This window comes from Streptomyces sp. UW30, from assembly GCF_008042075.1.
In the GTDB taxonomy this organism is placed as follows: domain Bacteria; phylum Actinomycetota; class Actinomycetes; order Streptomycetales; family Streptomycetaceae; genus Streptomyces.
The window spans coordinates 109099-134053 of sequence record NZ_RDBN01000053.1 but is presented as its reverse complement, the minus strand read 5'-3'; the positions used below and the strand labels follow the sequence as shown (position 1 = coordinate 134053).

30 protein-coding genes are annotated in these 24955 nt (G+C 69.7%); 18 read left to right on the top strand and 12 right to left on the bottom strand.

The features are described 5' to 3' along the window. The 5 genes from EAO75_RS34760 to EAO75_RS34740 form a co-directional block, all read left to right on the top strand. A partial coding sequence (locus tag EAO75_RS34760) for an SCO2524 family protein (protein ID WP_261989557.1) occupies positions 1-923 on the top strand: 923 nt, incomplete at its 5' end. Positions 924-926: 3 nt separating this feature from the next. Then, on the top strand, positions 927-1844 hold the full coding sequence (locus EAO75_RS34755; protein ID WP_147999144.1) for an SCO2523 family variant P-loop protein: 918 nt from the start codon (positions 927-929) through the stop codon (positions 1842-1844). Next, on the top strand, positions 1841-2821 hold the full coding sequence (locus EAO75_RS34750) for an SCO2522 family protein (RefSeq protein ID WP_147999143.1): 981 nt from the start codon (positions 1841-1843) through the stop codon (positions 2819-2821). Before EAO75_RS34755 ends, EAO75_RS34750 begins: the two co-directional genes overlap by 4 nt. A gap of 1 nt (position 2822) precedes the next feature. Beyond that, positions 2823-3794 carry an SCO2521 family protein gene (locus tag EAO75_RS34745; protein WP_147999142.1) on the top strand — a complete coding sequence of 324 codons (972 nt, stop codon included), beginning with the start codon at positions 2823-2825 and terminating at the stop codon, positions 3792-3794. Between the two features lie 105 nt (positions 3795-3899). Next, on the top strand, positions 3900-4772 hold the full coding sequence (locus tag EAO75_RS34740) for a DUF6879 family protein (RefSeq protein WP_261989556.1): 873 nt from the start codon (positions 3900-3902) through the stop codon (positions 4770-4772). Here the strand turns inward: EAO75_RS34740 and EAO75_RS34735 are convergent. Together EAO75_RS34735 and EAO75_RS34730 are read right to left on the bottom strand one after the other, a co-directional pair. After that, entirely contained in the window at positions 4756-4950 is a 195-nt protein-coding gene (locus EAO75_RS34735) for a DUF397 domain-containing protein (protein ID WP_147999140.1), read from the bottom strand. The genes EAO75_RS34740 and EAO75_RS34735 overlap by 17 nt on opposite strands. Then, positions 4932-5765, bottom strand: a complete 834-nt coding sequence (locus EAO75_RS34730) for a helix-turn-helix domain-containing protein (protein WP_147999139.1) — start codon at positions 5763-5765, stop codon at positions 4932-4934. The genes EAO75_RS34735 and EAO75_RS34730 overlap by 19 nt, the downstream gene beginning before the upstream one ends. 87 nt (positions 5766-5852) lie before the next feature. Here EAO75_RS34730 and EAO75_RS34725 point away from each other — a divergent pair, with 87 nt between their 5' ends. Genes EAO75_RS34725 through EAO75_RS34705 form a run of 5 tightly spaced genes read left to right on the top strand, consistent with a single transcriptional unit; the run spans position 5853 to position 8578 of the window. Then, positions 5853-6086 carry a hypothetical protein gene (locus EAO75_RS34725; protein WP_410092542.1) on the top strand — a complete coding sequence of 78 codons (234 nt, stop codon included), beginning with the start codon at positions 5853-5855 and terminating at the stop codon, positions 6084-6086. Next, positions 6083-6298 (top strand): hypothetical protein, encoded by a 216-nt coding sequence (locus tag EAO75_RS34720; protein ID WP_147999138.1) that lies wholly within the window; start codon positions 6083-6085, stop codon positions 6296-6298. The genes EAO75_RS34725 and EAO75_RS34720 overlap by 4 nt, the downstream gene beginning before the upstream one ends. 30 nt (positions 6299-6328) lie before the next feature. After that, a complete protein-coding gene (locus EAO75_RS34715; protein WP_147999137.1) occupies positions 6329-6949 on the top strand; it encodes a DUF1266 domain-containing protein in 621 nt (206 codons plus the stop codon). A 26-nt stretch (positions 6950-6975) separates the two neighbouring features. After that, a complete protein-coding gene (gene recO, locus EAO75_RS34710; RefSeq protein WP_147999136.1) occupies positions 6976-7722 on the top strand; it encodes a DNA repair protein RecO in 747 nt (248 codons plus the stop codon). A 16-nt stretch (positions 7723-7738) separates the two neighbouring features. Further along, entirely contained in the window at positions 7739-8578 is an 840-nt protein-coding gene (locus tag EAO75_RS34705) for an isoprenyl transferase (RefSeq protein WP_147999135.1), read from the top strand. A gap of 78 nt (positions 8579-8656) precedes the next feature. On the opposite strand, the gene EAO75_RS34700 is transcribed toward EAO75_RS34705, so the two are convergent. The 5 genes from EAO75_RS34700 to EAO75_RS34680 form a co-directional block, all read right to left on the bottom strand. Further along, positions 8657-9049, bottom strand: a complete 393-nt coding sequence (locus EAO75_RS34700; protein WP_147999134.1) for a hypothetical protein — start codon at positions 9047-9049, stop codon at positions 8657-8659. 136 nt (positions 9050-9185) lie between these two features. Beyond that, positions 9186-9602, bottom strand: coding sequence for a Fur family transcriptional regulator (locus tag EAO75_RS34695; protein WP_147999133.1), 417 nt, complete (start codon positions 9600-9602; stop codon positions 9186-9188). 61 nt (positions 9603-9663) lie between these two features. After that, on the bottom strand, positions 9664-10566 hold the full coding sequence (locus EAO75_RS34690) for a metal ABC transporter permease (protein WP_147999132.1): 903 nt from the start codon (positions 10564-10566) through the stop codon (positions 9664-9666). Continuing rightward, entirely contained in the window at positions 10566-11357 is a 792-nt protein-coding gene (locus tag EAO75_RS34685; RefSeq protein WP_147999131.1) for a metal ABC transporter ATP-binding protein, read from the bottom strand. The genes EAO75_RS34690 and EAO75_RS34685 overlap by 1 nt, the downstream gene beginning before the upstream one ends. Continuing rightward, positions 11354-12325, bottom strand: coding sequence for a metal ABC transporter substrate-binding protein (locus EAO75_RS34680; RefSeq protein ID WP_147999130.1), 972 nt, complete (start codon positions 12323-12325; stop codon positions 11354-11356). The genes EAO75_RS34685 and EAO75_RS34680 overlap by 4 nt, the downstream gene beginning before the upstream one ends. A 162-nt stretch (positions 12326-12487) precedes the next feature. On the opposite strand from EAO75_RS34680, the gene EAO75_RS34675 reads away from it, so the two are divergent. Beyond that, positions 12488-13870: a glycine--tRNA ligase gene (locus tag EAO75_RS34675; RefSeq protein ID WP_147999129.1), complete on the top strand. Its 1383-nt coding sequence runs from the start codon at positions 12488-12490 to the stop codon at positions 13868-13870. Positions 13871-14023: 153 nt separating this feature from the next. Further along, entirely contained in the window at positions 14024-14944 is a 921-nt protein-coding gene (locus EAO75_RS34670; protein ID WP_147999128.1) for a DUF4394 domain-containing protein, read from the top strand. 8 nt (positions 14945-14952) lie between these two features. Here EAO75_RS34670 and EAO75_RS34665 read toward each other — a convergent pair whose 3' ends face one another. Continuing rightward, positions 14953-16056, bottom strand: coding sequence for an endonuclease/exonuclease/phosphatase family protein (locus EAO75_RS34665; protein ID WP_147999127.1), 1104 nt, complete (start codon positions 16054-16056; stop codon positions 14953-14955). A 187-nt stretch (positions 16057-16243) separates the two neighbouring features. Between EAO75_RS34665 and EAO75_RS34660 the strand changes: the two genes are divergently transcribed. After that, positions 16244-16855 carry a LysE family translocator gene (locus tag EAO75_RS34660; RefSeq protein WP_147999126.1) on the top strand — a complete coding sequence of 204 codons (612 nt, stop codon included), beginning with the start codon at positions 16244-16246 and terminating at the stop codon, positions 16853-16855. Here the strand turns inward: EAO75_RS34660 and EAO75_RS34655 are convergent. Further along, positions 16842-17936: a TRM11 family SAM-dependent methyltransferase gene (locus EAO75_RS34655; RefSeq protein WP_187284706.1), complete on the bottom strand. Its 1095-nt coding sequence runs from the start codon at positions 17934-17936 to the stop codon at positions 16842-16844. The two genes, EAO75_RS34660 and EAO75_RS34655, sit on opposite strands and share 14 nt — an antisense overlap. A gap of 171 nt (positions 17937-18107) precedes the next feature. Between EAO75_RS34655 and EAO75_RS34650 the strand changes: the two genes are divergently transcribed. Beyond that, on the top strand, positions 18108-18767 hold the full coding sequence (locus EAO75_RS34650; protein ID WP_147999124.1) for a maltokinase N-terminal cap-like domain-containing protein: 660 nt from the start codon (positions 18108-18110) through the stop codon (positions 18765-18767). After that, the gene (locus EAO75_RS34645) at positions 18760-19305 is read left to right on the top strand and encodes a GNAT family N-acetyltransferase (RefSeq protein ID WP_147999123.1); all 546 of its coding nucleotides are present in this window, start codon (positions 18760-18762) and stop codon (positions 19303-19305) included. Before EAO75_RS34650 ends, EAO75_RS34645 begins: the two co-directional genes overlap by 8 nt. Here the strand turns inward: EAO75_RS34645 and EAO75_RS34640 are convergent. Next, entirely contained in the window at positions 19283-20329 is a 1047-nt protein-coding gene (locus EAO75_RS34640; RefSeq protein ID WP_147999122.1) for a chitinase, read from the bottom strand. The genes EAO75_RS34645 and EAO75_RS34640 overlap by 23 nt on opposite strands. A gap of 162 nt (positions 20330-20491) precedes the next feature. Here EAO75_RS34640 and EAO75_RS34635 point away from each other — a divergent pair, with 162 nt between their 5' ends. Both EAO75_RS34635 and EAO75_RS34630 read left to right on the top strand, forming a co-directional pair. Continuing rightward, complete coding sequence (locus EAO75_RS34635; protein ID WP_147999121.1) at positions 20492-21511, top strand: aldo/keto reductase; 1020 nt, start codon at positions 20492-20494, stop codon at positions 21509-21511. Positions 21512-21553: 42 nt separating this feature from the next. Then, entirely contained in the window at positions 21554-22153 is a 600-nt protein-coding gene (locus tag EAO75_RS34630) for a TetR family transcriptional regulator (protein ID WP_147999120.1), read from the top strand. 7 nt (positions 22154-22160) lie between these two features. Here the strand turns inward: EAO75_RS34630 and EAO75_RS34625 are convergent, their stop codons facing one another. Beyond that, positions 22161-22379, bottom strand: coding sequence for a hypothetical protein (locus EAO75_RS34625; protein ID WP_147999119.1), 219 nt, complete (start codon positions 22377-22379; stop codon positions 22161-22163). 135 nt (positions 22380-22514) lie between these two features. Further along, the gene (locus EAO75_RS34620) at positions 22515-23945 is read right to left on the bottom strand and encodes an MFS transporter (RefSeq protein ID WP_147999118.1); all 1431 of its coding nucleotides are present in this window, start codon (positions 23943-23945) and stop codon (positions 22515-22517) included. Positions 23946-24046: 101 nt separating this feature from the next. Between EAO75_RS34620 and EAO75_RS34615 the strand changes: the two genes are divergently transcribed. Further along, complete coding sequence (locus EAO75_RS34615) at positions 24047-24946, top strand: helix-turn-helix transcriptional regulator (protein ID WP_187284705.1); 900 nt, start codon at positions 24047-24049, stop codon at positions 24944-24946. Positions 24947-24955 lie beyond the last annotated feature (9 nt).

Here is a 24955-nt window from a genome sequence, read left to right as displayed (position 1 = left end):
ACACCGAACAGCAGCGGCTCGCCGAGGCGCTCCGGCTGCGGTGGGAACTCACCCAGCAGTACTGGTCCCGCATCGCCCGCTTCGACGACGACCGCTGGCCCCTGGAGGACATCCCCTGGCGTACGACGGGACAGAAGCTGGAGTCCGAGTACTTCTCCCTGTCCGTCGCGGCCATCCTTGTGCACGACCTGATGCGCCGCCGGGCCACCGACGACGACCTCACCCGCACCGTCGGCGTCATGGAGCGCCTCGCCGAGCGCGGCCGTATCACCAGCCGTATGACACGCGACGACCCGATGGTCCACGAGTTGCACAACATGGGCGTCGCCCTGCCGTTGCAGGGCAGCGAGCGGCTCGGACCGCCCATGACCTGGGCCATGACCGACTTCTCCGCCCAGCTGCTGAAGCGGACCGTCCAGCTGTGCACGCTGTCGCGCAACCTCGGTTCGCACGACCGGCTGCTCCGGCTCGCCGAGGACATCTTCGACCACATGTGGCGCCGCCGTATCCGCGACGGCGAGGGCGCCGGCCTGTGGGACAACGTGCACGCCGCCTATCCCGAGGCGGAGATCCACAAACGGCGCGTACCGGTGTCGTGGAGCATCACCGAGCGGGTCACCGAGGTGATGGTCCAGGCCCACGCCATGTACCGCCAGCCCCCGATCCGCAGCCTCGAACTCACCGAGCTGGCAAGGGCGTTGCTCAGTGAGTCCGCCCACCTGCTGGGCAACGAACAGATGGAACCCGCGCCCTCGGACGCCGGCCGGCACGGGATGCAGCTCAGGAACATCGAGGTCAAGTTGCGCCGCGCCCGCACCCTCGTGGACGAACAGCCGGGAACGGCCTACGCGTTGACGCTCGACGTGCTGGGACAGCTCGACTCGCTCGCCCGTGCCCGCGAAGCCGCGGACCGGGGAGTGTGAACCGTGCTGATCTTCGCCGCCTCCGACAAAGGAGGCACGGGCCGCTCCGTCACGAGCGCCAACCTCGCCTACCACCGCGCGATGGCCGGGGACGACGTCTGCTACCTGGACTTCGACTTCGGCTCGCCCACCGCGGCGGCCGTCTTCGACGTGGGCGACGCCCGCCAGGCCACCGAGGACCGCGGACTGCACGCCTATCTCATAGGAGAGGTCAGCGAACCGGCCCGGATCGACGTGTGGGCCGAGACGGAGCACCAGGTGCTGCGGTTCCCGCCGCCGGGCAGCGGACGTCTGGTGCTGATGCCGGGTGACGTCAGCGGCGGCGAGTTCGCCACCAGCGACGACAACCTGCGCCGCTGCGTCGACCTGCTGATGACGCTGTACTACGAGTTCGACCTGGTCATCGTCGACCTCAGCGCCGGCCGCTCCTACGCCGTCGACATGGTCCTGGAGGCCACCGCACAGTCCGAGATGAGCGAGGTCACGGCCCGCTGGCTGGTCTTCCACCGCTGGACCCGCCAGCACGTGGGGGCCGCCGCGAGCCTGGTCTTCGGCAAGCGGGGCATCGTCGCCGGCGGTGTCGAGCGCGGCCATGGCGAGGACGAGCTGCGCAACGCGATCCGCTTCGTGCGGGCCGCCGTACCCGACCCCGAGTCGCCGCTGTGGTCGCAGGTCTCGCCCACCCAGTCGGCATGGATGCGCAAGACCGACGGCGACCTCAAGCAGCTCTCCTCCACGCACGGCATCGGCTACAGCCAGGTCCTCGGCTCGGTGCCGCTCGAACCGGTCCTCCAGTGGCGTGAGCAGCTCATCACCGACGAGGACGTGCTCGACAGCCAGATCGCCAACCAGGAGACCTGGCAGGCCCTGAGTCAGCTCGCCGGACGCCTGACCGACGACAAGTACTGGGAGCAGGCGTGAGTGAGGCCGTGTTCCAGGAGACCACCGCGCAGCGGCGCACCGAGTCCGTCCCGCTGGCCCATCTCTCGCTGGAGCTGGGCCACCTCTACATGGAGGACTTCGAGGCGGGCCCCAAGCGGCTGGCCGAGCACTTCGCCGAGGTGCGGATCTGGGTGGACGCCGTACGGGCCTCCGCGGCCCGGCGCAGCAAGCGGCCGCGGATCAGCACCTGCTTCCTGATCGACGACTACTTCACCCGCTTCTCCACACCGGCCGAGCTGATCCCGATGGTGCTCAAAGAGGCCGAGAAGGCGGGCCTCGTCATCGACTACCTGGCCCGCGAGTCGGCCTGCGCGGTCGCCGACCGGGTCGAACTCGCCGAGTCCGTCATGCACCGCCTCGTCGAATCGCCGCCGCCGGGCAGCTACGGCTCGCGCCCGTCCGTCAGCCAGACCGGCTGGCTCGCCAACGGCCAGCGCACGCCCTCGACGTCCCGCAGCGCGCTCGGCGAGGTCAAGGGCTGGGAACCGGCCCAGGAGACCGCGGCCCGCAACCACTCCATCTTCATGGACGTCGAGCTGTGGTCCGAGAAGGACGGACGGCGGCTGTGGTCCTGCCCGTTCCTGGCCGCCGTATGGCAGCTCGCCAGGCTGGGCCTGTTACGGCACCTCGGCCAGCCGGTGCTGCTGCCGAAGGAGTGGGAGGGCGGGGAGTTCCCGCACGACTGGGACCGGCTGTCGCCGCTGATCAGGCTCACCGACACCAAGGCCGCCTTCAGCGCGTACCGCACCTGCACCCTGGTGCCGAATCGCTTCCTCGCCGTCGAGGACGCCGTACGGCTCATCCTGGACCAGATAGACGTCGACGCCGGCGCGCTCCAGCAGGTCGCCGAGCGGTCCGCCGGCGAGGGGATGCCGGTTCCCGCGGCGGTCGCACAGCGCGCCACCTACGTCTTCTACGAGGAGCCCGGCGACTCCTCCGAGGCTGAGGGGACCTGAGATGACGGCGGCCTTCGGACAACCGGCGCGGTCGGTCCTCGCCTGCGGCGAGGTGCGCACCTGTCTGCTGCCGTCCCATCAGGCGCTGGACAGCCGGGCCGCCGTCCAACTGCTTCGGCTGCGCGCCGACGAACACGTCCGGGTCTCCGAGCGGCCTTCCCTGTACGTCCTTTCCCCCGAGGTCCTGACCGGCGTGGACTGCCGGCTTCCGGCTGCCAACGGCTCCAAGGTCCGCGCCGTCGGTACGGTCGCCGCCCGCGCGGCGCTGACCGAGGGCCGGCTGCTGCAGTCGACGGCGTACTTCAGCGTCCCGGCCGTCGGCCCCGACACCCGCCGCACCTGGGGTCAGTACCTCGTCAGGCCCGGCTTCGTCGAGCCCTTCGGCAAGCTGCCCCAACAGGCCACGGCCGAGGGGGTGTTGCAAGGCGCCCGGCGCGGTGAGCTCGACCTCGGCATGATCTCCGAGGGCCTGCTGGCCCAGCTCCGCCGCCACCCGCTGCTGGACCGCCGGGTGCCCTTCAAGTCCAGCCCCACGAGGCTGCGTTGGGTCGCGTACCGCACCTCCGACGGCGAGCCGGCGTCCCTGGTGAGCTTCACGGTGGCCGAGGGCGGGCTGCGGACCATGGAGCTACGGCTGCCGGAGCACATCCCGGCGGCATCCGCGGCGGGCATTTGCGAAGATCTCGCCCTGCACGACTGGCTTTTGACGACTGTTCAGCACATGCTTGACAACAGCAGGCTCGGCGCGACGGACGGGCCTTCCGTGGTCGAGACGCTGCATCCGGTCGTCGTACATCTGCTGCATCTGTGGATGCCGCGCGCGCACGTGGACCCCGCGCTGGGTCACCTGTGGGACGTGCTGGAAGAGAAACCCGGCTTCTCCCGCCAGTGGAAGAACCTGAGCCGGCGCATCCGAGACCGACTGGCCCTCCAGGCCGTCGCGACACCGCACCAGGCACTGAGCACACGCTGAGGAGCGGTACCGAACCAGATACCCGACGGGGGATGAGAGATGAGTGGAGCATCATCGTTAGGAGCGGGAAGTAACGGACACCCAGTACCACGTCAGGAACAGCGCATGCCCAGGATGTTCTGGCGGATCCTGATCACGGCCACAGCGGCGGGCGGCGCCTTCCTGCTGACCAGCATTCTCAACGAGGACGACGGCAACATCTGGCAGTGGGTGGCGTCCATCGTCATCGGCAGCGCGGCACTGATCGTGCAGTTCCTCATCGACTTCGGCGAGCGGTTCGAGAAGGTCGACACCCGCTTCAACGAGATCCTCGCCGCGACGACGCTGTTCAGCCAGGTCGACGGTTCGGTGCTGCGGTCCGACGAGGTGACCCGGCTGGTCCTCGGCTACACCAAGGTCCGTGAGCAGGGCGGCGACATCGTGCAGGCCTTCGCCGAGAAGGAGCTGGGCCGCCTCGCCAAGATGATGGAGGGGCTCGGCAGCGGCAGCGCGGACTGCCCCGGCGAGAACCACGAGTGGCTGATCGACATCACCGACTGCGTCAAGATGACCCTCGACGCCACCAGCACCTCGGTGGACCGGGAGTTCTGGACCAGCGGGCCGGCCGAGCGGTACCTCGCCGCGCAGGAGAAGGCGATCAAGCGGCGCGGCGTGGAGATCCGGCGCCTGTTCATCGTGCGGGACCCCGACGAGGTCACGTCCGAACTCAGAGCGCTGTGCGAGAGCCATCGCAGGCGGGGTATCGATGCGCGTATCGCGGTGCGCTCACTGATGCAGTCCAACCCCAGGGTGAGCGACTTCATCGTCTTCGACGGCGAACTCTGCCACGAGACCAAGCCGGACCAGGAGAACAACCCGGACAGTACGTTGTTGAGTACCGAGCCGGACCATATCGAGGACCACATCACCCAGTTCACCGAGCTGTGGGCAGAGGCGGAGCGTCAGCAGACGGCTCCGCGGGTCACCTCAGAAACGTGAGGAACCCGTCCCAGGCGGGGGCGGGTATGAGGAGTACGGGGCTGTCCGAGGCGAGTTTGGAGTCTCGGACAGGGACGACACCGGGGACTCCGTCGGCGACCTCGACGCAGCTGCCGCCGTTGCCGTCGCTGTAGGTGCTCTTGCGCCAGCTCGCGTTGCTCAGGTCGTACTCGCGCATCGTCTGAAGTCCTCCGCCGCCGACTCGATCAGGGCCAGGGACGCCTCCGGCGACAGCGCGACGGCCCTGATCAGATCGTATGCCGCGTACGCGCGCTTCACCACAGCCGGATCGTCCAGCAGATTCCCCGAATACACGGCTTCTGTATAGGCCGTTGGCGGGGCGTCCTCGAACTCCATCAACTCCAGCATGCCGTTCATGAGGGCAAACGCCCCAGCCGCATACGGCAGCACCTGCACCAGCACCGTCCGCTCCCGCGCCATCGCCGCCACCCGCTCCAGCTGCTCCGCCATGACCCCCGGGCCGCCGACCGGGATGCGCAGCACGTTCTCGTGCAGGACTACCCAATACACGGGCCTTGTTGCGTCCTTGAGGATGTGCTGGCGCTCCAGTCGGCCGGATACCTTGTCCTCGATGTACTCGTCCGTCGCGAACGCGTTCATCGCCAGGGTCACCGCCCGCGCGTACCCAGCCGTCTGCAACAGGCCCGGCACCAGCGCGGGCGCGAACTCGCAGATCTTCGTCGCGAGCCGCTCCAGTTCCGCAGCCTTGGCGAAGTAATCCGCGTACCGCAGGTCCTTGATGAGCTTTCGCCAAAGCCGCTCGAAAATACCGTCGGTTTGCAGGGACTCATCAATCCGCCGCGCTACATCGAGCTGAGGCTTTCGAATTGCCTGTTCGAACTGGCCGATGTATCCACCGGAGACAAATACCCGGGAACCCAACTCCACCTGAGTGATCGCGGCGTTCTCCCTCCGCCGCTTCAGCTCCGCCCCGAAGAACTCCCACGCCGCCTGACGCGAACCGTTGGCCATGGCCAACCCCCTTGTACTGCCCTGCACTTGTAGGGCACAGACTCCTGCCGAGTCTAGGTGTCGCAGGTCACCATGGAGTTGGAAAGAGTGAAACCCGAATTCCAGGGGAGTCAGGTGACGGCACCACACTCGGCGCGCTGCGTCGAAGAAGCGGAGGAAGCAGTGAAGGAATTGCGGGCGGCACTGGAGAAGGCAGGAATTACGCTCCCGACACTCCGGATCGATCCGGCGAGTCTTGCGCGTGAGGCCCCGTGCCCGCTCGTCGAATTGGGCCGTTGTTCCGTCGAGATCGCGCAGCGCCTCGCGGCGGTGCTGCGTTGAAGCCGCCTATCGGGGCGTATGTGGTCGACACTCGTTCGGGTCGGATCGGCATCGTGATGGGACATGAGGGGCCGTATGTGCAGCTGAGACCGTACGGCGGAGGCAAGGAGTGGGACGTCGAGCCGGCGTCGGTTCGGGGCGCGACGCCCGCCGAGCGGCTGCGCGCCGCGACCTCGTACGCGAACGCACGCAGCAGGGGTGAGGTTCCTTGACGTAGGTGCGTGCGCATAGGGTGCGGCGGCATGGCCTTGTGGAGATGGAGAAGGCGTGGTGTGAAGGCGGCCCGCCGCTACCCTGTGCCGCTCACCACGCACCAGCTGTGGATGGTGTCGCTGAGCGCGCCGGTGAGCCGGGACAAGGGGGCCTCGCGGACGACGCTGTACCCGTATGTGCGGATCGACGACGACAGCGCCCGGCGCTGGCTGGCCGACCAGTGGGAGATCACCTCGCGTGAGCAGCTGGTCGGTCGGCTCGACGACCTGTCCCGCAGCGGATACCGGGCGCGGGCGTACCGGCAGACGGGCGTGTCTCCGCTCGCCTGGGATGCCGCGCTGTACGTCGACATCACCCGCCGTGGCTTCGCCTGCGGGCTGATCGACGAGGGCGATGCCTGGACCGCGCTGAAGAACATCGTGCCGACGGTGGTGAGGCAGTACGCCTCCTGGCAGGAGTACGCCGATCACTATCTGCTCGGCCGGCACGTGTGGCGGGCGGGGCTGCGGGACGCGGGGGACTCCGATCTGCCGGCGTCGCAGGCGGTCGCCGACGAGCATCTGCGGGCCCTGCTGGACCCGGCGAACCGCTCCAGCCCGTGGAACCAGGCCCCCTGGGACGCGATCAGCCACCCCGACCGCACCCGCTGAGTCGTGCCGTACGCGAGAATGAACCCATGAGTCTGTTCCGCGACGACGGCATCGTGCTGCGCACCCAGAAGCTCGGGGAAGCGGACCGGATCATCACGCTGCTCACTCGTGGGCATGGGCGGGTGCGGGCCGTGGCGCGGGGTGTGCGGCGTACGAAGTCCAAGTTCGGTGCCCGGCTCGAACCGTTCTCCCATGTCGACGTGCAGTTCTTCGCGCGGGGGAGCGAGCTGATCGGGCGCGGGCTGCCGCTGTGCACGCAGAGCGAGACCATCGCTCCGTACGGCGGCGGGATCGTGACGGACTACGCCCGCTACACCGCCGGTACCGTCATGCTGGAGACCGCCGAGCGGTTCACCGACCACGAGGGCGAGCCGGCGGTGCAGCAGTATCTGCTGCTGGTCGGGGCCCTGCGGACGCTCTCGCGCGGCGAGCACGCGCCGCACCTCGTGCTCGACGCCTTCCTGCTGCGCTCGCTCGCCGTCAACGGCTACGCCCCGACCTTCAGCGACTGCGCGAAATGCGGCATGCCCGGACCGAACCGCTTCTTCTCGGTCGCCTCCGGAGGCTCGGTCTGTGTCGACTGCCGGGTGCCCGGTAGCGTCGTACCGTCGCCGCAGACCCTGGAACTGCTCGGTGCGCTGCTTACGGGAGACTGGGAGACAGCGGACTCCTGCGAGCCGCGGTACGTCCGGGAGGGCAGCGGCCTGGTCTCTGCCTATCTGCACTGGCACCTGGAACGCGGACTGCGTTCGCTTCGATACGTGGAAAAGTAAGGGAGACGAGAAGCACATGGTCGTACGCGGGATCCTGGGGCGGCAGCGTCGGGAGTACAAGGCGCCGGAGCCGCATCCGTCCGGTGCCCGTGCGCCGAAGCTCCCGGGTGAGCTGATCCCGAAGCATGTGGCGATCGTCATGGACGGGAACGGCCGCTGGGCGAAGGAGCGCGGGCTGCCGCGCACCGAGGGGCACAAGGTCGGTGCCGAGCGGGTGCTGGACGTGCTCCAGGGCGGGGTCGAGATGGGCGTGGGCGCGATCTCGCTGTACGCCTTCTCCACCGAGAACTGGAAGCGGTCGCCGGACGAGGTGCGCTTCCTGATGAACTTCAACCGCGACTTCATCCGCAAGACCCGCGACCAGCTCGACGATCTGGGGATCCGGGTGCGGTGGGTCGGGCGGATGCCGAAGCTGTGGAAGTCGGTCGCCAGGGAGCTGGAGATCTCCCAGGAGCAGACCAAGGACAACGACAAGCTGACGCTGTACTTCTGCATGAACTACGGCGGCCGGGCCGAGATCGCGGACGCCGCGCAGGCGCTGGCGGAGGACGTGAGGGCCGGCCGGCTGGACCCGTCGAAGGTCAACGAGAAGACCTTCGCGAAGTACCTGTACTACCCGGACATGCCGGACGTGGACCTGTTCCTGCGCCCGAGCGGTGAGCAGCGCACCTCCAACTACCTTCTCTGGCAGAGCGCTTACGCCGAGATGGTCTTCCAGGACGTGCTGTGGCCGGACTTCGACCGGCGCGACCTGTGGCGGGCCTGCGTGGAGTTCGCCTCGCGCGACCGGCGGTTCGGGGGCGCGATCCCGAACGAGGAGCTGCTGGCGATGGAAGGCCGCTCCGAGGAGAGCTGATCTTCCTCCGAACGCACGGGAACGGCCCCGCTCCACCGAAGTGGGGCGGGGCCGTTCGCGGTTCTGCTCAGGCCGACATCAGTTGTCGTTGAGGAACGTGTAGTCCTTGCACTCGCCGTCAGGCGCGCGGCAGAACTTGAAGCCGATGCGGGTGTTCTCCGGCAGGTCGAACTTGCCGCCCATGCTGGCCTTCTTCGTGGCGGTGTTGCCCTCGCCGCCGACCGTGAAGGAGTAGCGCGGGTTGCCGCTCGGGCTGCCGATGTACACGTTCATCGTGACACCACGGCCGTCAGCGTCGTTGTCCTTGATCGTGACAACGTCACCGTACTCGTTGAAGAAGCCGGTGCCGCTCCAGTCGACGCCGGGCACGTTGCCCCAGGCGTCCCCCGTGTGCATGGTGTGGTCGGCAGCCGACGCGGAGTTCGCGACAGCCATCACGAGCGCGGCGCTCGCAGCGGCCACACCTGCCATACGTCCCAGTCTCAAGTTGTACTCCCCTGTGATCTATGTGGCTCCTGTGGTCGCAGAAGCCGTAATGATCATATGAACACATGATCACAAAGGGGTTACGAAAGGCCCATCTTTTGGCCAACTGGCCTGATTCGGCTCAGCCGTTGGCGGCCGCGCACTCCGCGCACGTACCGAAGATCTCCACCGTGTGCGCCACGTTCACATAGCCGTGCTCGGCGGCGATCGCGTCCGCCCATTTCTCCACAGCCGGGCCCTCGACCTCGACCGCCTTGCCGCAGACACGGCAGACCAGGTGGTGGTGGTGCTCGCCGGTCGAGCAGCGGCGGTACACCGACTCGCCGTCGGAGGTGCGCAGGACATCGACCTCGCCGGCGTCGGCGAGGTTCTGGAGGGTGCGGTAGACCGTGGTCAGTCCGACCGAGTCGCCCTTGTGCTTGAGCATGTCGTGGAGTTCCTGCGCGCTGCGGAACTCGTCGACCTCGTCAAGGGCCGCCGCCACGGCGGCCCGCTGCCGAGTCGCGCGGCCCTTTACGGGCGGTCCAGCGGTCGTCACCGGTTTGCCTCCTCACGTCTGCGCCTTGCCGGGCCATTGTGCCAGCCCGGGCAGAGCGCGGTCAGACGCTCACCTTCCCGTCGCTCTCCCTGCTGGCCGGAATCGCGCACTCCGCCGGGTCGCCGGAAGGCTGCGCCGCCGCCAGGGCACGGGCCCTGCGCCGGGCCAGCGGGGTCGCCAGCGCGGTGAGCGCGATGAACGCGCCGATGGTCAGCAGCACGATCGTCGCGCCGGGCGGGACGTCCTGGTAGTACGAGGTGACGGTGCCGCCGATCGTCACGGTGACGCCGATCGCGACGGCGATGGCGAACGTCGCCGCGAAGCTGCGCGTCAGCTGCTGCGCCGCCGCCACCGGCACCACCATCAGCGCGCTCACCAGCAGCAGGCCGACCACCCGCATCGCGACCGTCACCGTCACCGCCGCGGTGATCGCCGTCAGCAGGTTCAGGGCGCGCACCGGAAGGCCGGTGACCCTCGCGAACTCCTCGTCCTGGCTCACCGCGAACAGCTGGCGGCGCAGGCCGAGGGTGACCAGGACCACGAAGGCGGCGAGCAGGATGATCGCCGTCACGTCCGACTCGCTCACCGTGGACAGCGAGCCGAAGAGGTACGAGGTCAGGTTGGCGTTCGAGCCGCCCGGCGCGAGGTTGATGAACATCACGCCGCCGGCCATACCGCCGTAGAAGAGCATCGCGAGGGCGATGTCGCCGCGGGTCTTGCCGTACCAGCGGATCAGCTCCATCAGGACCGCGCCGAGGACGGAGACGGCGGTCGCCATCCACACCGGGGACCAGGACAGCAGGAAGCCGAGGCCCACGCCGGTCATCGCGACATGGCCGATTCCGTCGCCCATCAGGGCCTGGCGGCGCTGGACGAGGTAGATGCCGACGGCGGGGGCGGTGATGCCGACCAGGACGGCGGCGAGCAGCGCCCGCTGCATGAAGTCGTAGTTCAGGAAGTCCATCAGCTCAGCAGTCCCGTCCGGATCGGTTCGGCGTCGTGAGCCGCGTGCGGGTGTACGTGGTCGTGGCCGGGAAGGGCGTGCTGGCCGACGGCCTTCGGGGGCGGGCCGTCGTGCATCACACAGCCGTCGCGCAGGACGACCGCACGGTCGATCAGGGGCTCCAGAGGGCCCAGTTCGTGCAGCACGAGCAACACCGTCGCGCCCTGGGACACCTGCTCCCGCAGGGTCCGCGCGAGCACCTCCTGGCTGGCCAGGTCCACGCCCGCCATCGGCTCGTCCATGATCAGCAGCTCGGGTTCCGAGGCCAGGGCGCGGGCGATGAGGACGCGCTGGTGCTGGCCGCCGGAGAGGGCGTTCACGGAGTCCTTGACCCGGTCCGCCATGCCGACCAGCTCCAGGGCGCGTCGTACGGCCGTGTGGTCGGCCTTGCGGAAGACGCCGAAGCGGGTGCGGGAGAGGCGGCCCGAGGAGACGACCTCGCCGACCGTGGCGGGTACACCGCCGGCGGCCGTCGTGCGCTGCGGGACGTAGCCCACCCGCGCCCAGTCGCGGAACCGGGCGCGCGGGGCGCCGAACAGCTCGATCTCGCCGGCGCTGACCGGCACCTGGCCGATGACGCCGCGCACGGCCGTCGACTTGCCCGAGCCGTTGGCGCCGAGCAGGGCGACGACCTCACCGCGGTGCACGGTGAGGTCGATGCCGCGCAGGACGGGGCGCGAGCCCAGCTCGGCGCGGACGCCGCGCAGCGATATGACGGGCTCGGTCATGCCGTCCTCCGTAGCGTTGGTCATTTGGCTCCCAGGGCGGTCTTCAGGGCCGTGAGGTTGGCCTCCATGACTCCGAAGTAGTCGTCGCCCTTGGACTTGTCGGTGATGCCCTCCAGCGGATCGAGGACGTCGGTCTTCAGGCCGGCGTCCTCGGCGAGGGTCTTCGCGGTCTTGCCGGACACGAGTGTCTCGTAGAAGACGGTGGTGACGCCGTCGGCCTTGGCCTCCTTCTGGAGCTCCTTCATCCGGGCCGGGCTCGGCTCGCTGTCCGGGTCGACGCCGCTGATGGCCTCCTGGGTCAGGCCGTAGCGCTCGGCGAGGTAGCCGAAGGCGGAGTGGTTGGTGAAGAAGACCTTGGTCCGGGTGTCCTTCAGACCGTCCGCGAACTCGGTGTTGAGGCCGTCGAGCTTCGCGACGAGGGCGTCGGTGTTCTTCTTGTAGTCGGCCGCGTGGTCCGGGTCCGCCTTCTCGAAGGCCGCGCCGACGCCCTTGGCGATCTCGGCGTACTTCACCGGGTCGAGCCAGACGTGCGGGTCGAGGGCGTGGCCCTCCTCGTCGGAGTGCGACTCCTCGGAGTGGGCCTCCTCGCCCTCGTGCTCGTGCTCGACATCGCCGTGGTCCTCCAGCTTGGTCAGGGTGGCGGCGTCGATCTTCGTGTCCAGGCCGGCCTGGCCGATGGCCTCGTCGACGGAGGGCTGGAGACCCTTGAGGTAGAGCGCCGCCTCGGAGTCCTCCAGCTGGGCCCGCTGCTGGGCGCTGATCTCCAGGTCGTGCGGCTCCTGGCCGGGCTCGGTGAGGCTGGTGACGTGCACATGGTCGCCGCCGATCCGCTCGGCGAGGAAGGCCATGGGGTAGAACGACGCGACGACGTCGAACTTGTCCGTGTTGCCCGCGGCGGCGCTGTCCGAGGAGCAGGCGGAGAGGGTGCCGATACCGACTGCGGTGACGGCCGCGAGGGCGATCCCGGATATGTGAGGTCGTCGTACGTTCATGACAGTCATTTTCAGCGAACTTGGAAACGGTTGTCAACAAGCGTGAGCGGCCGTCCACAGAGGGCTACCGATTTGATTGAGGGGGAGTGCCCGCCGGTACCCTGAAGCATTCGCTGTGAAGCGCCTCGCTTCGTCGCCCGTCGTCGTAATGAAGAGAGCACCGTGGCCGCCGACAAGATCGACACCATCGTCAGCCTGAGCAAGCGCCGTGGCTTCGTATTCCCCTGCAGTGAGATCTACGGCGGCCAGCGCGCCGCCTGGGACTACGGGCCGCTGGGTGTCGAGCTCAAGGAGAACCTCAAGCGCCAGTGGTGGCGTTACATGGTGACGTCGCGCGAGGACGTCGTCGGTATCGACTCGTCCGTGATCCTTGCCCCCGAGGTCTGGGTCGCCTCCGGCCATGTCGCCACTTTCACGGACCCGCTGACCGAGTGCACCTCCTGCCACAAGCGGTTCCGCGCGGACCACCTGGAGGAGGCCTACGAGGCGAAGAAGGGCCACCTCCCGGAGAACGGCCTCACGGATGTGAACTGCCCGAACTGCGGCAACAAGGGCCAGTTCACCGAGCCGAAGCAGTTCTCGGGTCTGCTCTCCACCCACCTCGGCCCGACGCAGGACTCCGGCTCCATCGCCTACCTGCGCCCCGAGACCGCCCAGGGCATCTTCACCAACTTCTCCCTTGTGCAGACCACCTCGCGCCGCAAGCCGCCGTTCGGCATCGCGCAGATGGGCAAGTCCTTCCGCAACGAGATCACGCCCGGCAACTTCATCTTCCGCACCCGCGAGTTCGAGCAGATGGAGATGGAGTTCTTCGTCAAGCCGGGCGAGGACGAGAAGTGGCAGGAGTACTGGATGGAGCAGCGCTGGAACTGGTACACCGGCCTGGGCCTGCGCGAGGAGAACATGCGGTGGTACGAGCACCCGAAGGAGAAGCTCTCCCACTACTCCAAGCGCACCGCTGACATCGAGTACCGCTTCCAGTTCGGTGGCAACGAGTGGGGCGAGCTGGAGGGTGTCGCCAACCGCACCGACTACGACCTGAACGCCCACTCCAAGGCCTCCGGCCAGGACCTCGCCTACTACGACCAGGAGGCCTCCGAGCGCTGGACGCCGTACGTCATCGAGCCCGCGGCCGGTGTCGGCCGCGCGATGCTGGCGTTCCTGCTCGACGCCTATGTCGAGGACGAGGCGCCGAACGCCAAGGGCAAGATGGAGAAGCGGACCGTTCTGCGTCTGGACCACCGCCTGGCGCCGGTGAAGGTGGCCGTGCTGCCGCTGTCCCGGAACCCGGAGCTCTCCCCGAAGGCCAAGGGCCTCGCCCAGGCGCTGCGGCAGAACTGGAACATCGAGTTCGACGACGCCGGCGCCATCGGCCGCCGCTACCGCCGCCAGGACGAGATCGGCACGCCGTACTGCGTGACGGTCGACTTCGACACGCTCGAGGACAACGCCGTGACGGTGCGTGAGCGCGACTCGATGAAGCAGGAGCGTATCTCCCTCGACCAGATCGAGGGCTACCTGGCGAGCCGCCTCGTCGGCGCCTGAGGGATCCGCTGAAAAACCCCGATTCCGTTACGGACGTAACAGGCGTAACGGAATCGGGGTTTTTGCCGTCCGTACGGCGGTCCGCTCCGAAGGAGAGGTCGTGCGCGGCCCGCAGCGGGCGGGGCGCGGCGAGGAACCTCTCACGGGGGCATCATGCGCAAGCAAGCAGTGGTCGGGGCGGCCGTACTGGCTCTGGCGATCGGGTCGGTCGGCTATGTGGCCGCGAGCGACGGCGACCGGCACGGCGACTCGGCCGCCGGTGTCGAGGCGAAGGGCGGCGTCGGGGGCGGGCTGCCGCAGGCGTCCGGTGACCGGCTCGTCGGCGTCGGCCTGACCGGCGACCAGCGGCTCGTCCGCTTCCGTGTCGAGCGGCCCGGTGTCGTCCTTCCGCTGGGCAAGGTGAGCGGGCTCAAGGGCGACAGCAGGCTCGTCGGCATCGACTACCGGGTGCAGAACAACAAGCTGTACGGCGTCGGCGACAAGGGCGGCGTCTACACGATCCGGGAGATCGGCGCCAGGGCCACCAAGGTCTCGCAGCTGAGCGTCGCCCTCCAGGGCCGGTCCTTCGGCGTCGACTTCAACCCGGCCGCCAACCGGCTGCGCGTCATCAGCGACACCGGCCAGAACCTGCGCCACAACCTCGACGACCCGGCGGGCGTCCCGGCAGCGGGCACCACGGCCGTCGACGGCACGCTCACCAACCCGCCGGTGCCGCCCGCGACGACCGGGGCGACAGCGACGGGGGTGACGGCGGCCGCGTACACGAACAACGACCTCGACACGACGACGGCCACGACGCTCTTCGACCTCGACACCGTCCAGGACCAGGTCTCCGTCCAGTCCCCGGCCAACGCGGGCAACCTTGCGCCGACCGGGAAGACGGGCGTGGACCTGCCGCCCGACTCGGGCTTCGACATCTACAGCTCGCCGGCCGCCGGCACCAACTCCGGCTACGCGGTGACCGGTTCGCGTGTCCTGCGCGTCAACCTGCTCACCGGCAGGGCGACGGTCACCGGGGGCTTCCCGAAGGGGCGGCAGGTGGTGGACGTGGCGCTACCGCTGCGGCAGGGCTGACCGCGCGCTCACAGTTCCAGATCGGCGTAGAGGGCGGCGTGGTCGGAGGCCGCGTCCGCCCTGGTCTTCACCGTGTCGAAGTGATCGATGCCCTTGGCGGAGATCCCACGGGTTTCGAGGCCCGCGTGCTGCACTTCCTTCCACAACGACGGCGGCAGCATGAGGTAGTCGAGCTTGTCCTGTTCGCTCTTGCACTGCCCGTGCGTGCCGGGCTTCCCGCGATAGGCGGGGTGGTCCATCACGTCGCGCAGACCGGTGTCCCGCAGCACCGCGATCGGTTCACTGTCGGGGAAGTCGTTGAGGTCCCCGGCGACGATGACGTGCGGGGAGCGCTCCAGCGCGGCCCGGTAGATCTCCGCGACGCGCTTCGCCTGGSCCAGGCGAAGGAACGGGTTGTCGTCGGCCATGCTCTTCAGATGGTTGCCCAGGACCACGAGGTTCGTGTCGTCCAGTTCGATCTCGAACTCGGGGCAGTCGCGGCTGAAGAGGCGCTTGTCGGCGCGTTCCGGGTTGGTGTCGAAGACGTGGGAGCGGATGGTCGTGATCGGGTGGCGGCTGAGGATCCCGATGTCGATGCCTCGGGGGTCGTTGCCGTCGATCAGCATGCTGTAGGGGTACGGCCGCCTGCCCAGGGACTCGCCCAGGACCTGGGTGTTGAAGCGTTCCAGGGTGAGCCGGTCCTCGACCTCGACGGTGAGCAGGATGTCGGCGTCGACCTCCGCCACGACCCGGCCGGTGTTGTGCACGGCGGTCCAGTCGAGGTTGTCGCGGACGAGCTCCACCCAGCCCGTCCAGTCGGCGCGGCCCTTCGCCTTGAGGGTGATGGAGATGTCGTCCTGCACCCGCCGTGAATTGAACAGCGTGTGCTGGCCGCGGGTCTCGTTGATGACGAACTGCCGGGTGCTGTCCTTGTCGCCGTCGTAGATCCCGTGCTTCTTGATGAGCTCGGCGATCCGGTCCTTGTCGGGCTCGTAGTTCGCCTTCTCCAGAAGGGAGACCAACTCGGCGTAGTGCTCCAGGACTTCCTGCTGCTCCTTGTGGTCCTGCATCCCGAAGACCTTGGGCCGGCGGAAGAGGTTCTCGGTGTTGAAGGTGGCGATACGGATGGCCATGGCGCGCCTCCTCGGGCGGCGCAGGACTACCGCGCGGCCGGCGGCAGGCGCCGCCGGGTCACTGCACGCCGACAATTCCCATTGTCCGAGGGGTGCGCAGGGGTGTCCAACGGAGCCGATTGGTCCGGCAGCCAGGTCGTCGATTGGCCCTGTATGGGGATGCGGCTGCCACGGCAGGCTCGGCCGCATGAGTCTCGCCTTCCTTCTCACCACCCTTGTCGTCGTGGCCACCCCGGGCACCGGTGTCGTCTACACGCTCGCCGCCGGACTCTCCCGTGGGCGGCGGGCGAGTGCGGTGGCCGCACTCGGGTGCACGCTCGGGATCGTGCCGCACATGGTGGCCACCGTCACCGGCGTCGCCGCGCTGCTGCACGCGAGTGCGACCGCGTTCCAGGTGCTGAAGTTCGCCGGTGTCGCCTATCTGCTGTACATGGCGTGGGCGACGATCAGGGACAAGGAGGCCCTCGTGGTGGAGCGGGACGGCGAGTCCCTCTCCTCGGGGCGGGTGATCGTGCGCGGGGTGCTGATCAATGTGCTCAATCCGAAGCTGACGATGTTCTTCTTCGCCTTCCTCCCGCAGTTCGTGGACCCGGGCCGGGCGGACGCGCTGCCGCGCATGCTCGCGCTCAGCGGGGTGTTCATGGCGGTGACGTTCGTGGTCTTCGCGGCATACGGCGTCCTCGCGGCCTCCGTGAGCAGCCACGTCACCTCCCGGCCCCGGGTGATGACGTGGCTGCGGCGGACCTTCGCCGGGTCGTTCGTGGTGCTGGGGGCGAAGCTGGCCGTCACCGCCCGTTAGAGCGGCTGCCCCTGCGCCGGCGCACGCGTTCCAGGTGGATCAGCAGCGGGCTGCTGCCGAACAGGCTGAGCCGCTGGACGTGCACGGGGGACAGGCCGAGCGCCAGGGCGTGGCCCAGGCCGCCCGCCTCGGGGAGCAGCACGACCGCGCGTCCCTCGTCGGTCAGGACGCGGGCGAGTTCGTGCCACCAGCGCTCCGGGTGCCGGGCGAGACGGCCGCCCGCGCCGACCTGTTCTCCCCAGGGCGGGTTGCACAGGACCCGGTCGACGCTGCGGTCATGGAGGGGGAGGGCGCCGGCGTCGCCGTGTTCGACGGTGATGGGCAGCGGGGCGGCGTTCTGCCGTGCCGCCCTTCTTGCCGCCGGGTCGAGGTCGAAGCCGAGCAGGGTGGTGCCCGGCGCCGTGTGGTGGGCCTCGATCAGCAGGGTGCCCGCGCCGCAGCACGGGTCCAACACCCGTTGCCCCGGGCGCAGTCCGGCCGCCTGGGCCATGGCGGCGGCGACCGGTGGGTGCAGGGTGCCCGGGACGGTCGCGTTCTTGTAGGCGCGCCGGTGCGCGGGACGCCGTCCCAGGCGCAGCAGCAGGGTGGCGTGGGTGCCGTCCAGTGTCAGCCGCCATCCGCTGTGGCCGGGCGGGGGCGCGGCGCCGTGCCGGCGCGAGTGGTACGGCACCCCCGCACGCTCGGCCAGCACCCGGCCGACGGTGTCCTCGATGTCGTAGCGGTTGTACGTCCTGCGCCCGAGGAAGGACGCCGAGATCTCGATGCCGTCGCCGAAGCCGGGTGGGCCGCCGTGCGTCCGGCGGCCCAGTGCCAGACCTTCCAGGTCGACCGCGTGGGCCAGTTCGGTCAGGGCGGTCAGGTCGCTCCTGTGCGGGCCGATGTCGCGGCGGCGGTGGGCCGGCAGGAAGACATCGTCGGCGATCCGTGGCCGCAGGGGCTTGTCGTCGTCCGTCCGGAAGCCCACCTCGCGGTGGCCGATCCAGTCGATGGTCGCGGAACCCGTCCGCAGGATCTCCGTGCCGAGTGCGGGTTCCAGCCCGCGTACGCACCGAGCCACCAGGAGCACGCGCGGTGTGCGCATGATGCCGTCTTCTTCCACGTCGAAGCCCGGGACGGTGGAGGACCGTCCCGCATCGTCGGCGCCGGGGTGTGCCGCGTCGTGCCGACGGAGCGGCTAGCGCAGGGGGAAGAAGTACGTCGTCATGATCGAAAAAGCGTACCAGCGGGCCGGGTTCACGTGAGAGCCTTCGGCATGGCCGTCATCCACCACACCACCCTCAAGCCGACGAAGCTCGAACTGCTCACCTCCTGGCTGCCCTCCCGCCCGTGGTATGGCGGCTCCGGTGACCCCCTTCTGGCCAAGGCCGGTGGCTTCCGGCTGGACGATCCGCAGGGCGAGGTCGGGATCGAGTTCATGGTGATCACCGATGCCGCGGGTCCCGAGACGGTGAGCTATCTGACGCCGCTGACCTATCGCGGCGCCCCTCTCGACGGCGCCGAGCACGCCCTCGTCGGGACCATGGAGCACGGGGTGCTGGGCCGGCGCTGGGCCTACGACGGCTGCCACGACCCGGTGCTGGCCGACCGGTTGTGGGCCCTGGTCGAGGGGCGGGCCGAGGCGCAGGCGCAGAGCGTCACCGACACCGTCGACCGCGAGGTCACCCGCTCCTACGCGGGCCAGGGCCTTGCGGCGGGGCAGGGCGCCGCCCCGGTCGTCGAGGACTCGCAGGACGGCACCCGGCTGACCGCACCGGACGGCACGACCCTGCGGCTGCACCGCGTCCTGCGCCCGGCCCCGCAGGAGGCGCCGCTCCTCCCCGAGGGGGCCGTCGGCCATGTCGCCGGCGCCTGGCAACTGCCGGACGGCACCCGCGTGCACGGACTGTTCGCCGCCCTGCACGGGGATGCGTGACGTGATACTGGCCGACGGGGTGATCGCCCTGTCCCCGCTGTGCCCCGACGACGCCGAGGCACATCTCGCCGGGGAGGACGAGGAGTTGGTCCGCCGGCTGAGCGGCGGTCCCGGCACGCGCGAGGGCGTCGAGGCCTACCTCCGGCACTGCGAGGACCAGTGGGCCAGGGCCGGCTCGCTGCGCGCCTTCGGCATCCGCGTGGGCGTCGACGAGACGCTCGCCGGCACGATCGACCTGCGGTTCGAGGCGGAGGGCCTGGCCCCCGGCCAGGTCAATGTCGCCTACGGCCTGTACCCGACGTGGAGGGGGCGCGGCCTGGCCACCCGCGCCGTCCTCCTGGCCTGCCGGTACGCGGCCGGTGCGGGCGGGAAGGAGGCCGTGATCCAGGTGGAGCCGGACAACGCGGCGTCCGCCGCCGTCGCCCGCCGGACGGGGTTCACGCCCGGCGGGCAGCGGTTCGGCGCGGACGGGACACTGCTCGACCGCTACGTCCGGGACCTGGGCGACCCCGGGATCAACGGCCCTGCAACGACCTGACGTTGTCGCCGAACGTCCAGTTCTTCGAGCCGTCCCAGTTGATCGACCAGGTCATCAGGCCCTTGAGCGAGCTGCCGTAGTGCCGCCAGGCCTCGGCGACGAGGGACGGTGACATGTAGCCGCCGCCCGCGCCCGACTGGGCGGGCAGGCCGGGCACCTGCTTGTCGTACGGCACCTTGATGGTCGTTCCCTGCACCACCAGGCCCTTGTTGAGGCAGTCGGTCTGCGCGACGAAGCCCGCGACGGTGCCGGCGGAGTAGGAGTCGCCGGAGCAGCCGTACATGCTGCCGTTGTAGTACTGCATGTTCAGCCACCACAGGCGGCCGTTGTCGGCGTACTTCTTGATGACGGGGAGGTAGGCGCCCCAGATCGAGCCGTAGACGACGCTGCCGCCGGTGACGTACGCCGTCTCGGGGGCCATCGTCAGGCCGAAGTTGGACGGCATCTGCGCGAGGATCCCGTCGATGATGCGGATCAGGTTGGCCTGGGACGTGGACAGCTGGGCGATGTTCCCGCTGCCGGTCAGGCCCGTCTCGATGTCGATGTCGATGCCGTCGAAGTTGTACTGCTTCAGGATCGGGACGATCGTCGCGACGAACCGGTCCGCGACGGCCGTCGAGTTGAGGTCGATGCCGGCCGTCGCGCCGCCGATCGAGAGCAGGATCGTCTGGCCGGACGCCTTGGCCGCGCACATCTCCGCGGGGGTGGCCACCTTCACCCCGCTGTCCATGCCGTCCTCCCACAGGGCCGTGCCGTCGGAGCGGATGACCGGGAACGCCGCGTTGATCACGTTGTAGCCGTGCGCGGCCATACGGGAGTCGGTGATCGGGGTCCAGCCGAAGGGCGGGTGGACGCCGTTGGCGGCGCCGTCCCAGTTCTCCCAGTAGCCCTGGAGGACCTTGCCGGACGGTTTCGACTTCACGGCGCAGGTGTCGGCGGCCGAGGCGGTGGTGGCGACGGGCAGCTGGGTCAGACAGGCGGTCGCCAGTGCGGCGGCGGCCAGGCGCAGGGCGCGGCGGAGCATACGGGGCCTCCCGGTGGGGGGTGCGGTGAGGTGTCGTAGGCATGACAGCGTGCTCGTGGTCCAGACCTCTCGTCAATAGGTCTGGACCAATCTGTGACCCATGCTGACAAGTATGGACTGACAGATATTGAAATCTGTCAGCTGTTAGGGCATCGTGGAGGCATGACGATGCGAACCCACCCCCTCGGAACCACCGGCCCCCAGGTCTCCGCCCTCGGCCTCGGCTGCATGGGCATGTCCGCGCTGTACGGCGACGCGGACCGGACCGAATCGATCGCCACCGTCCACGCCGCCCTGGAAGCGGGCGTGACGCTGCTCGACACCGGCGACTTCTACGCCATGGGCCACAACGAGATGCTGGTCGGCGAGGCCCTGCGCACCGCGCCCGCCGCCCTGCGCGAACAGGCCCAGGTCAGCGTGAAGTTCGGCGCCTTGCGCTCCCCGGACGGCGACTGGGCCGGATACGACGGCCGCCCGGCCGCCGTGAAGAACTTCGCCGCCTACTCCCTTCAGCGCCTGGGCGTCGACCACATCGACGTCTACCGGATCGCCCGGCTCGACCCCGACGTACCGATCGAGGAGACGGTCGGCGCGATCTCGGAACTGATCGAGAAGGGATACGTCCGCCACGTGGGCCTCAGCGAGGTCGGCGCCGACACGATCCGCCGGGCCGCCGCCACCGCGCCGATCGCCGACCTCCAGATCGAGTACTCCCTGATCTCCCGCGGCATCGAGGAGTCGATCCTGCCGACCACCCGTGAGCTGGGCATCTCCATCACCGCGTACGGCGTCCTGTCCCGCGGGCTGATCTCCGGCCACTTCACCCGCGACCGGCAGCTCGCCGCCAACGACTTCCGCGCCCACTCGCCCCGCTTCCAGGGCGAGAACCTCCGGCACAACCTCGACCTGGTCGAGGCACTGCGGAAGATCGCCGAGCACAAGGGCGTCTCCGTCGCCCAGATCGCCATCGCCTGGGTGCTCTCACGGGGCGCGCAGCACAACGACGACATCGTGCCGCTCGTCGGCGCCCGCACCCGCGAGCGGCTCACCGAGTCGCTGGGCGCGCTGGACGTCACGCTGGACGCCGCCGACCTCGCCGCGATCGAGCGGGCGGTGCCGGCGGACGCGGCGGCGGGCGAGCGCTACCCGGCCCCGCAGATGGCCCACCTGGGCAGCAAGTAGGTGATCCCGGGGCCGGATCCTTTGCCAGGTACGGTCTAGGGCATGCCGTCGACGTCCCAGACACTGACCGCCGAGCGCATCCTCGAAGCGACCGAGGAGGTGCTGCGCCGCCACGGCCCGGCCAAGGCCACCGTGGTCGACGTGGCCCGCGCGCTCGGCGTCAGCCATGGCAGCGTCTACCGGCACTTCCGTACGAAGGCGGCGCTGCGGGAGGCGGTCACGAAGAGGTGGCTGGACCGCACGACGGGGGTGCTCGCGGCCATCGTCGCCGCCCCGGACCTGGACCCGGAGACCCGGTTGCGCGAGTGGCTGGCGGCCCTCTTCGCCGCCAAGCGCCGCAAGGCGTTCGACGACCCGGAGCTCTTCGCGACGTACTCGGTGCTGACCACCGAGACCGCCGAGACGGTCGTCGGCGAACACGTCGCCGAACTGACCGGCCAGCTCACCGAGATCGTCCGCGCGGGCGCCGCCGCGGGCGTCTTCACCGCCGAGGACCCGGCCACCGCCGCCGGCGCCGTCTTCCGCGCGACGGACCGCTTCCACGACCCGCACTACGCCAGGGAGTGGGAACAGCCGGGCGTGGAGGACGACTTCGAGACGCTCCTGAACCTGCTGATCCGGGGGCTGCGGGTCCGCGGCTGAGCGCTGCTCATCCGTCGGACTGGGCCTCGGCCGGGTCCACCGTCGCCTGGTGGGCCTCCGCCAGGTGCTCCTCCGCCTTCAGCCAGGGCAGGAACTGTGCGCTCTTGCGCCAGCCACAGGTGTCACATCTGATCGAGCGCTGCGCGCCTTTGCGCTGTACTCGTACGACATGCTCGCGCCCGTGGTGGTCCCAGCGGCTCACCTTGCTCGTGTTGATCTCCAGCATGACGCCTCCAGCGTCCGAGGACATCGAGTCTGCTTGCGCGGCGCCGCGCAGCAAGGAGTGTGCAGCAAGACCAACATCAACAGGGACTCTTCCCCGGCGAGTTGACCAACCTGTGGCCACACCCTCACAAAACGATCAGGTGATGGTGCGCGGCAGACGCAGGCTGAGCAGGCCCGTCAGTGCCACACCGGCCAGCTGGACCAGGAGCGTCGTCACCAGGGCGTCCCGCATGCCCGACCCGGGGACGAGGGAGAGGAAGAGCGTGCCCAGGGTCGCCACACCCAGCGCCAACGCCGACTGCTGGGTCGTGATCATCACCCCGCTGCCCACGCCCGCCCTGGCCGTCGGCACCTCCGAAAGCACGATCCGGAAGACGACGGGCAGCTGGAGGGCCTGGCCGGCGCCGGCGATCGCCGCGCCGGGGAGCAGTTCGAGGAAACCGAGGTCCGGCCAGGAGCGCCAGGCGGCCAGCGCTATCAGGGCCACGCCCACCCCCTGGATCGCCGCACCGGCGGTCACGACCCGGGTGCCGTAGCGGGCCACCAGCCGCGCGCCGGCCAGCGAGACGAAGAAGAACGCCACCGCCATCGGGACCAGGGCCAGCCCCGCCTCGACCGGGCCGTGCCCCGCCCCCTGCTGCAACGCCACCGCGATCACGAACATGAAGCCGCTGAAACCGATCGAGAACGGCACGATCATCACCAGGCCCCGCCGCAGGGACGTGAGCGCGAACAGGCTCGGCGGCACGAGCGGCGTACGGCCCCGTCGGTCCGCCCTGCGCTCCACCGCGTAGAACGCCGCCGCCACGAACGGGAACGCCGCCAGCGACAGCCACGTCCACAGCGGCCAGCCCGCCGCCCGGCCCTCGGTGAGCGGGGCCAGCAGAGCGAGGAGCGAGACGGCGAGCAGGACCGTGCCGGGGCCGTCGACCGGTTCCGGGTGCTGGGAGCGGGTCTCGGGGACCGCGCGGGCGGCCAGGAACAGGCCGACGAGGACGACGGGGACGTTCACCAGGAACACCGAGCGCCAGCCGGTGCCTGCGATGTCCGCCGCGACCAGGACGCCGCCGAGGATCTGCCCGGCCACCATCGACAGGCCGGCCGTCGCGCCGTACAGGCCCATGGCCTTCGCACGGCGCGGGCCGCTGGTGGCCGCCTGGATCGTGGCGAGCACCTGGGGCAGCATCGCCGCCGACGCCGCGCCCTGCGCGATCCGCGCCGCGACGAGCGTCCACGCGCTGGGCGCGAGCCCGCACGCCAGCGAGGTCAGTCCGAAGGCCGCCATGCCGCCGAGGAAGAGCCGCCGCCGGCCGAACAGGTCGCCGAGCCGCCCGCCGAGCACGAGCAGCACGGCGTACGCCAACCCGTAGCCCGCCACGACGAGTTCGAGCACGGCCTCGCTCGCCGCGAGGTCGTGGCCGATGGTCGGCAGTGCCACGTTGACGATGAAGAAGTCGATGAGGGGGAGTGCCGCCGCGAGCAGCACCGTGAAGAGGCCGAGGGTGCCGAGGGAGGGGGACCCCGCGGTGGCCCGGGCGGCCTTGCGTGAAGTGATGGTTTCGGTCACGCTCACCAGGCTGCGGCGATCCGGAGACTGGTACCAGAGTGTCCTTATCCTGGTAGAAGAAGCACCTGGAAACAGGGTCCGGGCAGCGGCAGGCTGGAGGCATGACGACCATGGCCCAGGAGATGACGGCGACCGCGGACGGTTCGCGCGGCACGGCCGCGTCGGCGATCCGGCGCCATGAACTCGCCGCCTTCCTGCGCCACCGCCGCGAGCACATCGCCCCCGAGCAGGTCGGCCTGCCCCGCGGCAGTCGGCGCCGCACACCCGGCCTGCGCCGCGAGGAGGTCGCCCAGCTCGCCGCGGTCGGGGTCACCTGGTACACGTGGCTGGAGCAGGCCCGGGACATCCAGGTCTCCGTCCAGGTCCTCGACGCCCTCGCCCGCACCCTGCTGCTGGACCCCAGCGAGCGGTCCCATCTCTTCCAGCTGGCCGGCGCGGTGGACCCGACGCCGGCGACGGCCTGCCCGTCGGTGACGCCCGCGATGCGGGCCGTACTGGAGCAGCTGGAACCGTATCCGGCGTGCCTGCAGAACAGCCGGTACGACATCCTCGCCCACAACCGCACCTACGGCCTGCTGCTGTGCGACCTGGAGGCGGTGCCGCCCGAGGACCGCAACTGCATGATCCTGTCGTACACGAACCCGGACTGGCAGTCCTCGATCGTGCACCTGGCGGAGACCCAACGCCTCATGGCCGCCCGCCTGCGCGCCGCGATGGCCGGCCATCTCGGCGAGCCCGCCTGGAAGATGCTCCTCGGACGCCTGCGCACCGAGTCCCCCGAGTTCCGCGAGGTGTGGGAGCGCCACGAGGTGGTGTCCCACCGCAGCAAGCGCAAGGAGTTCCTCAACCGTCATGTGGGCCGCATCCTGGTCGACCACACCGACCTGTGGCTGAGTCCGGACGTGGGGCCGCGGATGGTGACTTACGTGCCGGCGGACGACGAGTCGAGGGAACGCCTGGAGAAGCTGCACGCAATAGCGCTGGCGAGGGCAACCCCCTGAGAGGCGCGG